Below are 10,047 nucleotides of genomic sequence, written 5' to 3'. Positions count from 1 at the left end.
AAACAAATTAATGAAATAGAAGATAGAATCTATCAGCTAATTTGTGAAGATGAACAACTTTACGATCATTATAAAAGAATACAATCAATCCCTGGAGTAGGAAAAGTTTTAGCATTTAATATGTTGATAAAAACAGATGGTTTTACAACTATAAATACGCCAAGACAAATGGCTTGTTATGCAGGAGTAGCTCCATTTGATTTTCAGTCTGGAACATCTATAAAACGAAGACCAAAAGTATCAACTATGGCAGATAAAGAGTTGAAAAAACTATTGCATTTAGCAGCTATGAGTGCTATTCGGTTAGAAAATGACTTGGCGATTTACTATCATCGAAAAGTTGAACAAGGTAAAAATAAAATGGCTGTTTTAAACGCTGTGAGAAACAAAATTATTCATCGGATTTATGCTCTAATTAAAAATCAAACTATTTATAAAAATAACTTGGTTTTGTCATAGAAATCAGAATGACAAAATTTGTTGTTAAAAGTGACAACGAATTTGAATTAGAAAAAGGATTTTGAAAAACTATATTCATTCATTTTTTATTCATGAGTTATTATTGTTTCAAATGAATATCTATAATTAAAATAGATTAAGCTATGAATAAAAAAGTTATAGAAAGATACTGCATTTAGAATGCTCAGGGAACGGTTTTCTTGGTGGCTGAGGTTCTTGAAGTCATACTTGCTCTAATTATTAGAACTAAACAATTTATTAAATCTAGTGTTCAATGTTTCAATATACGCTTGTTTAGTATCTTTATTTAAGAAGCTAATCTCCACAAAATCGATCCATTTTAGTCTAATTTTGATGAATCTTTTGTAAATAGATTCTACTGATTTATTAGGTATTTTTAATGTTTTCGCTAACTGATTGAAATCTTCTATTTTTAATCTATTTTTTTTACCATTAATTGTTAATGCAGATTCTTCCTTATCATCGGGAATTAATAACAGTGTATTCAATAAATCGTAAGCTGGAGATAATTGGTATTCATTGAAATCATTTTCGATTAATGAATAGTTTTTAAGATGCATATCAGCATTTGCAGTCAAGTAATTAAATAAAACAATTTCAAATAATTTTTGAGCTTCAAATCCACTATTTTTAGTTAGTTGATAGATTAATTTTCCGATTTTTTCTATTGATCCTCGATATTTATGTTCCGTTAAATTTTCAGTCAATTGACAAAAGTCTTCAACAGCAATTTTATCTTGATTTTTTCGATCAAATCGCTTTGTTAAATAAGCCAATTCACCTGATTTAAGCCGAATAAGTGTGTGTGTTGCTGTTTTTATTTTTACCAATTCCGCTAAATGCATGGTTAAGTCTTCATTTTCGGGTAAGTCGATATATTCTTTTGAAGCAGGTTTTAAAATATAATTTCCTTCAAGATCCACAATTGTAAATCTCGATTGTTTATTTATATCGCTTATAAGATTTAAAGATAATTTTGGCTGTACACCTGTAACTGCAACACTTTTTACAATCAACTCTTTTGCTAATTCTTCTAATTGTTTGCTGTCAAAATCAATTGAAGGAGGATTTATTGAACCAAATATTTTTTTAGAACATTTAGAATGAAAATCAATTTCATTTTCTGCTAATTCTTTGTAACAACTAAGGCATTTTATCATAATTCTTCATTATTTGAAATGATAGAAACAGCTCCAATACAATCTTTGCAAAGGGTTAATAATAAACCAAAACGATCTTTAGAATTTAATTTCCAATTTTTTACTGCAATATTCAAAAGCCAACCTTCTGGTATTAATCCATCAAAAAAAGGAAATAAAATTTTACTTTCATAAGAATCTTGTTGTTTTGGAAGCGTTAAACTAATTGGTTTCGATTCCAAATTATTCAAATATTCTTGATCGTATTTAAAAATATAACCATTTTCATTTTCAGAAATTGTTCCTGCAAATTGATTTTTATAATAGACTAAACCTTTTCTCATTGCTCAATTTTATCAATTACACCAACTTCAGAACCAAATAAAGCTAAAACTTGATTCACTTTATCTAATCTTACAGAAGGTTTTCCTTGTTCTAGTTCACGAATAAATCTTAAACCAACTCCAGCTCTCTCAGCTAATTCAGGTTGTGTAAGTTTTAATCTTTTTCTTTTCTGTTTGATAAATTCTGCAATTGATTGATTCATACTTATACCCTTTGAGGTATAAATATAGTCATAATTTTTGTTTTATACCCAATAAGGTATAAAATTTATATAAACGTAAGTATTATACCTTTTAGGGTACGGTCATTTCTTGGTGGCTGAGGTTCTCGAAGTCACACTTTTACGATATTTTCCTTTTTAGAACTCAGGGAACGATCTTTTGGTGGCTGAATTTTTTGAAGATAAAATTCTATTCTCGATACAATTTTTCTTCATTATTATTTCGAAAAATCACTCGAACTGACGAATTTTAATTAAGACGTATAACAAATGGATATAAACTAAATTTTAACCATACTGAAAACCTTTTCTTCTTGATAGTTTGATCTTTTCCCTTCGAGAGCCTAGGAACAGGTTTTTCTTGGTGGCTGAGGTTCACGAAGCCACATTTTTACGATCTATTCCCTTCGCATGTTTGATTTTTTCCTTCTAAAACCTCAGTGACCGTACTAAAAGCGAATTTGAATATTGGAAAAGAATGACGAAAACGGTATTAAAACACACACGTTAAGAAAATGTTTGAATGAAACTTAAAAAGGTATTAGCCCGTAGGGTTTTTAAAATCTTTAGAGAAATGAGAACATATTTAGTAGAGAGTTTTACAGCCAAGTCTTTTTTCGTTAGTTTTTTTGACTATTCCCCGAAGGGCATCTGAATACCTATAATTAAAATAGATAAGCTATGAATAAAAAAATGAAAGTAATAGATTTCTCGATACCTCAAATTAACAACGAGTTGAGGTTCTGAACATAATTACGTGAATAAGAGAATAATTAGTAGTTCTTTATTTATTACTTTTTGCTTGATCAAAAAGTAATCAAAAAATCAAGACTGCGATTTTCGACGTTCAATTACCATTTTACGCACTAAAAAGATTAAATGATTCGCTATCGCTCACTAATCTTTTTTACGCTTGTTTCAATGGATTGAAGCTCGTCTGCAAATCGTAAGTCGACTCTAAAATCCGTTGATAAAAGTGATAACGAATCTGAATTAGAAAAAAGGATTAGAAAAATCCGACGATTTAGAATCGAAATGCAATTTAACTCTAAATCATTGGAATAAAAAAAAGTTGGAGTGTCTGAGTGGAGCGAGTTGCCAACTTTATGTAAATAATTTAGCAAGTTGAATTACCTGAGCCATACCATGGCTCCTCCTTTTAATTTCAAATGTTTTTTTGGATGAGCTTCCCCGAAGGGTATATGAATACCGATAATTAAAATAGATAAGCTATGAATAAAAAAATGAAAGGAAGATATGACAGAAAAGAATATTCACCACATAGATACATAGAACCTGGATGTAGAAAATAAAGAGCAATAGAGAAGATAAATCTATTACACATAGTTAGTAGATCGCTATGTTTCAATTTGTTGAATTATACAATCTCTAAAAAAGTGACAAAAGATTTCTCGATACCTCGAAATGACATATTGAATGCGATTCTGAGACAAGCCCAGAATGACAGCTAGATGATAAGCTTTGATGAATATCATATGATAAAAAAGTATTTGAGATTTTTGAATTACGAATTAAATAGTTACTTATTTATTACAACTACTAAAAAGTCCAATAAACATATTGTCTATCGGACTTTTTATTGGAAGTTAGTTAGGGGAGTGCATATGACTCAATTTATTTGAATTGTTTTTAATGTCCGTGATCGCCAGAATTACTTAATTTAGCATTCACAAAAAACGCTCCTTTTACAACAATTTGTGCAGTTGGATCAATTTTATTTACGGTTGTAATAGCTGTGTAACCCATATCTGAAGAACCTTTTACAACCTCGATTTTTTCAAAGTTTATCGATGTTTCATTTTTATGTTCTTTGTTCTTTTCATTCGGATCTTTACTTTCTTCGTCTGTATGCTCTTCTACTTTTTTGTTTGTTTTGACAAAGATGTAAAATTTACCATCTGCTTCTACAATTGCTTCATTCGGAACAGCAGGTGTAGAGGAATTACTTAAGCTTACGGCTCCTGTAATATTCATTCCATTTATTAATCCACTTTTATTTCCTCGTACTTTGCTATGTACTGCTATGGTTTTACTTTCATTTTCGAAAGAAGAACCAATGCTGTAAACGACTGCTTCGTAACTGTTTCCTGGATTATTTGTTAATTCAAATTGAATGACCTGACCAACTTTCATTTTAGGTAAATCTTTCTCGAAAACTTGTAAGTCTAAGTGAATAGAACTATTATCAATGATTTCAGCGACAGGAGATGAGACATCTACATAACTTCCTATTTGCGCAATAATTTTACTTACTGTTCCACTAATTGGTGCTGTAATGACCATTCCATTTCTCAAATTTGCATTGGTTACTTTAGAAGGATTAATTCCCATCATTTGCAGTTGACGAGACAAAGATGCTTTTTGAGAACGTAATGTTTTCAATTCGGCAGAAGAATTCTGAAGGTTCTTTTTTGCACCTGCATCGTTATCAAACAATTCTTTTTGTCTTCTAAATTCTTGCTCTGCATAGGTAATTCGACTCAAAACAGTTAAGTATTGTTCTTGTGTTAGAATAAATTCTGGGTTTGAAATTGTCGCAATTACTTGTCCTTTTTTGACATATGAACCTTCCTGAATAGGTAATGTTTGTATTACTCCACCAAACATGGATGATACACTGGCCATATTACTGTTTGGAACATTCAAAAGTCCGTTTGCTTTAATCATAGCCGTTAGCTCTTTTACTTCAATAGTTCCCAGTTTTATACCAACAGCCTTCATCTGTTCTTCTGTTAGCGTAACAATTGTTTGTGGCGTTTCTTCGTGTTCAGCTTCTTTTTCTTCTGTGGGTTGTTCCGTTTTTGTTTCTTTGGTACAACTACTTAGAAATAATATGGTTAACATGCTATAGATAATGATCTTTATTTTTTTCATTTTATTGATTGATGATAGAATTAATATTGACAATAGTTTGATTGACTTGTTGTATCGATTCAAGATATTTTAATTGAATATCCGTTGCGGTTTGCAATGCAAAAAGATATTCAACATACGAGATTTCACCAGTTTTGTAACCTAATTGAGCTGCTTTTACAATTTTTTCTGCATTTGGAATAGCTTGGTTTACATAATATTCATACTGCTCCAAATCTTGCTGATATTGACTGGTTGCGTTTTCTAATTGAACTTTTAGTTGCTGTTTTTGAAAATTGGCTGTTTCTTGAATGGCTTGTTTATCATATTCCAATGCTTTGATTTTTGCTTTTGTAGCACCAAACGTTAATGGAATTGCTACACCAAGGTTTACTGAAGTAAAACGATCAAGGCCATTGTAATATCTTTCCACGCCATTTTTTTCGTGCATTCCAATCATCGATAAACTGTTTACACCAACTGAGAATTCTGGTAAACCTTCGGCTTTTACGACTTCTTTGTTTCGTTCTGTAATTTCCATCTGTTGGTAAAAAGCTTTGAGAGTAGGATTATTATCAATTGTAGAACCGTCTAAAATTCCACTCAATTTTAATGGAATATAATTCGTCTCTTTGGTAATTGTAAAACTCTCTTCGGTATTCAATAATACGTTTAGATTTTTGTACGCATTTGCTAAATACACTTTGTTTTGTTTCAACAGTAGGTTGATTTCTCCTTGTTGTGTTTCTGCCGAATTAATTTCGATTTTCTTAATATCACCCGCATTAAATCGAACCGAAGCAATTCGAATAAATTCTAAATAAAGTTTATTTAATTGTTCGAGTTGATCATGGTTATATTCAAAATATTCGATCTGATAGAAATAGGTTCTCACTTGTTTCAACAATTCGTTTGTTGTTACTTCTTTTTGTATCTTCTTGCTATTTACTTCTGATTCTAAAACTGCCTTTCGATGTTTAAAAATCGTTGGAAATGGAATACTTTGAGAAATGGATAAACCATAATCAAATTTTGGACTCGCATATTGCCCAAGTTGTGCTTCCACATTTAATTTTGGTAATTCATTTGCGGTTCCTTTTAAAGCTTCACTTGATGAAATACTTCGTTCATTTGCTTTGATTAATGGATTATTTTCAATTGCAATTTGTTGTGCTTCTTGAATATTAATTGAACGAGTTTGCGCTTGAATAGATTGTCCCATTAAAAACATTCCGATTACAAGAAATGGAAGTGTATTTTTTGAATTCAATTTTATTTTCGAAAGTTTTGAATTGAATATTAAATATAACATTGGTAATACAAATAAGGTTAAAAAAGTAGCTGTGATTAATCCTCCAATGACAACTGTTGCTAAAGGTTTTTGAACCTCGGCACCTGCGCCTGTGGAAATTGCCATTGGTAAAAATCCTAACGATGCAACTGTCGCTGTCATTAATACTGGTCGTAATCGGATATTGGTTCCTTCCATTATTCGTTTTAGAATATTTTTTTCTCCTTCTTTTTCTAATTGGTTGAATGTTCCAATTAAAACAATTCCGTTTAAAACAGCTACTCCGAACAAAGCAATAAAACCGATTCCGGCACTAATACTAAATGGCATATCGCGAATGATTAATGCAAAAATACCTCCGATTGCACTCATTGGAATTGCTGTGAAAATTAATGCAGCTTGTTTGAAGGAATGAAATGTGAAATACAATAACATAAAAATTAATAATAAGGAGATTGGTACTGCAATCATCAAACGTTGACTAGCTGCTTGTAGATTTTCGAACTGCCCTCCATAGGTGAAATAATAGCCAGAAGGCAATTTGATTTCGTTGTCTAATTTTGTCTGAATATCTTTTACAACTGATTGTACGTCGCGATCTTTTACGTTGAAACCAATTACAATTCTTCGTTTTCCTTCTTCGCGACTAATTTGTGAAGCGCCTAATTTATAACTCACATTTGCGACCTGAGAGATTGGAATTTGATTGCCAGAACTTGTAGGAATCATTAAATTGTTAATGTCATCAATGCTTTTTCGATGCACACTATCCAATCGAACAACCAAATCAAAGCGTCGTTCATTCTCGAAAACTTGTCCAGCTGTTTTTCCAGCAAATGCTGTACTCAACATATCATTTACATCTTGAATGTTTAATCCGTAATTTGCCATTCGGATTCGGTCATATTCAATATTAATCTGAGGCAAACCACTTACGCGTTCTACTTGGGGTACTGTAACACCTTCAACAGATTGAATTGCTTTTGAGGTTTTATCTGCATAATAAGACAACGAATCTAAATTCTCGCCAAAAATTTTGACTGCTACATCTTGTCGAATTCCTGTCATCAATTCATTAAAACGCATTTGAATTGGTTGATTTTTTTCAAAGAATACACCAGGAATAACCTCTAGTTTTTCCATCATTTCATCACCTAATTCTTCATAAGAAATTTTTCTTTTCCATTCGTCCTTTGGTTTTAGAACGATAATCATATCTGTTGCTTCAGGAGGCATAGGATCTGTAGGGACCTCAGCAGAACCTGTTTTGCCAACGACCATTTTTACTTCATCAAATTCTTTTAAAATTCGAGAAGCTTGCATGGATGTTTCTAAACTTTGGGTTAAGGAACTTCCTTGTGGTAAAATACAGTGAAAAGCAAAATCACCTTCTTGTAATTGTGGAATAAATTCTCCTCCCATATTCCTGAATTGAATAATTGATACTGCAAAAATTGCAACTGTAATACCAACTAACCAATATTTGATTCGGATTGCTTTTTCTAATAATGGTTCATAAACTTTATGGATTTTCACCATCATTTTATCTGAAAAAGAAGCTTTGAGAGTAGGCTTTTTTGATAAAAATAAAGCACTCATCATTGGGATGTACGTTAACGAAAGAATCAATGCACCTAGAATTGCAAAACCAACTGTTTTAGCCATTGGTGTAAACATTTTTCCTTCTACACCAACCAATGTAAGAATAGGAATGTACACAATAAGGATGATAATTTCCCCGAAAGCGGCTGAATTTCTAATTTTTGAAGCTGAAAGAAAAACCTCTTCATCCATTTCTTTTTGGGTTAATCGATGCGTTGATTTTCTAAGTCCAAGATGATGTAAAGTCGCTTCTACAATAATAACGGCTCCATCGACTATCAATCCAAAATCAATCGCTCCTAAACTCATTAAATTCGCACTTACACCAAAAACATTCATCATTCCTAATGCAAATAATAAGGATAGAGGAATTGCTGAAGCAACGATTAAACCAGCTCTTAGATTACCAAGAAAAATAACCAATACAAAAATGACAATTAATGCACCTTCGATCAGATTTTTTTCTACTGTTTTAATTGCACGATTTACTAAATTCGTTCGATCTAGGAAAGGCTCGATGACGATATCGTCTGGTAGTGATTTTTGAATTGTAGGTATTTTATCTTTAATTAGGTTAACCACTTCGTTAGAATTGGCTCCTTTTAACATCATTACAACACCTCCAACAGCATCTACTTCACCATTGTAGGTCATCGCTCCGTATCGTATGGCATGTCCTAGTCTTACATCAGCTACGTCTTTTATAAAAATAGGAACAGTTCCCGTCACATTTTTTATAGGAATTAATTTTACATCATCTAGAGAAGTTACCATTCCTATTCCTCGAATAAAGTAAGCATTTGGCTTCTTATCGATGTAAGCTCCTCCAGTATTTTGATTATTTTTTTCTAAGGCATCAAAAATATCTGATACACTAATTCCCATTGCGCGCAATCTATTCGGATCTAAAGCAACTTCGTATTCCTTTAATTCTCCACCAAAACTATTGATCTCAGCAACACCAGGCGTTCCGTTTAATTGTCTCCGAACAATCCAATCTTGCATTTCGCGCAATTGTTTTGAATTGTATTTTTTCTCACTTCCTTTTTTAGGATGTAAAATATATTGATAGACTTCTCCAAGACCAGTACTCACAGGTGATAATTCGGGAATGCCAACACCTTGCGGAATGTCTTCTTGTGCTTCTTTTAATTTTTCGTTGACTAATTGACGTGCAAAATAAATGTCAACATCTTCTTTAAACACTACCGTAATCACAGATAAACCAAAACGAGAAATACTTCTTGTTTCTTCTATATCAGGAATATTTGCAATACTTTGTTCAATTGGAAAAGTAACCAATTGTTCTACTTCTTGACCAGCTAGAGTAGGGCTGACCGTAATAATTTGGACTTGATTATTGGTGATATCTGGTACCGCATCTATTGGCAATTTTGTTGCACTCCATACGCCCCAGATAATCCATAAACCAGTCATAATTCCAATAACAATCTTGTTTTGGATACTAAATTTTATGATTTTATCTAACACAGATAATTTGATTAATTGCATTAACATTACCCACTTATTATCAAAATAAATGAGCACAGAAAAGTGTTGACTTCAATTTTTAATTAATTGAAATCAATGTGTAGACGAAAAATAGAAATCGTCTCGTTAAGCAATGTTTATTTTAGGAGGTTGCCAGATATCGGCATACAATTGGTTTTGAATTGTATTTTTTTTGAATTGTATTTTTTTTGAAGTATTTGATTCAAATACTTTTGGTGTTTTTAGTAATCGTGTGAATTTTATCGAAGAAATTGTTATTTGGCAACAATTACACGCACACAAAGGACTACATTTATCTTTATGATTAGGTGTTTCATTTTCACTATGTACCACAGAAGTTAGTGTTCCATTACTATTTGTATCCTGACAAGGAATAAATGATAGAACATTAACATATAAAGCGATTATGAAAATCATAAATTTCATTGTTACAAATATAAAAACATTTTTTGACTGTAATAATTTTATGATGTTAAGATATATTGAAAATTAAGATTGAGAATTTCTAAGTCCTAAAGAATTATTTGAAATGTAGTTTCGTGTTGATACAAATATAAACTTAAAAGATTGTCGATTCTCGAAAT

At 31.5% G+C, this 10,047-nt stretch carries 7 protein-coding genes; 1 reads left to right on the top strand and 6 read right to left on the bottom strand.

Features of this window, described 5'->3' with window-relative positions; translation table 11 throughout:
* The coding region (locus B2X73_RS10340) for an IS110 family transposase (protein WP_291096369.1) at positions 1–459 on the top strand (459 nt) is incomplete at its 5' end.
* A gap of 233 nt (positions 460–692) precedes the next feature.
* Here B2X73_RS10340 and B2X73_RS10335 read toward each other — a convergent pair.
* The 6 genes from B2X73_RS10335 to B2X73_RS15335 form a co-directional block, all read right to left on the bottom strand.
* Positions 693–1,640, bottom strand: a complete 948-nt coding sequence (locus B2X73_RS10335) for a HipA domain-containing protein (RefSeq protein ID WP_286496040.1) — start codon at positions 1,638–1,640, stop codon at positions 693–695.
* Positions 1,637–1,963 carry a HipA N-terminal domain-containing protein gene (locus B2X73_RS10330; RefSeq protein WP_221857121.1) on the bottom strand — a complete coding sequence of 109 codons (327 nt, stop codon included), beginning with the start codon at positions 1,961–1,963 and terminating at the stop codon, positions 1,637–1,639. The genes B2X73_RS10335 and B2X73_RS10330 overlap by 4 nt, the downstream gene beginning before the upstream one ends.
* Positions 1,960–2,166, bottom strand: a complete 207-nt coding sequence (locus tag B2X73_RS10325) for a helix-turn-helix transcriptional regulator (protein WP_114999434.1) — start codon at positions 2,164–2,166, stop codon at positions 1,960–1,962. The genes B2X73_RS10330 and B2X73_RS10325 overlap by 4 nt, the downstream gene beginning before the upstream one ends.
* 1,668 nt (positions 2,167–3,834) lie before the next feature.
* The gene (locus tag B2X73_RS10320) at positions 3,835–5,079 is read right to left on the bottom strand and encodes an efflux RND transporter periplasmic adaptor subunit (RefSeq protein ID WP_286496039.1); all 1,245 of its coding nucleotides are present in this window, start codon (positions 5,077–5,079) and stop codon (positions 3,835–3,837) included.
* Position 5,080: 1 nt separating this feature from the next.
* Positions 5,081–9,442 carry a CusA/CzcA family heavy metal efflux RND transporter gene (locus B2X73_RS10315; protein WP_291096370.1) on the bottom strand — a complete coding sequence of 1,454 codons (4,362 nt, stop codon included), beginning with the start codon at positions 9,440–9,442 and terminating at the stop codon, positions 5,081–5,083.
* A gap of 126 nt (positions 9,443–9,568) precedes the next feature.
* Positions 9,569–9,880, bottom strand: a complete 312-nt coding sequence (locus B2X73_RS15335; RefSeq protein ID WP_409410979.1) for a DUF6660 family protein — start codon at positions 9,878–9,880, stop codon at positions 9,569–9,571.
* Between the last annotated feature and the right edge of the window lie 167 nt (positions 9,881–10,047).

Source organism: Empedobacter sp. UBA7252 (genome assembly GCF_002472765.1).
Classification (GTDB): Bacteria; Bacteroidota; Bacteroidia; order Flavobacteriales; family Weeksellaceae; genus Empedobacter; species Empedobacter falsenii_B.
This window is presented reverse-complemented; position numbering and strand designations above follow the sequence as displayed.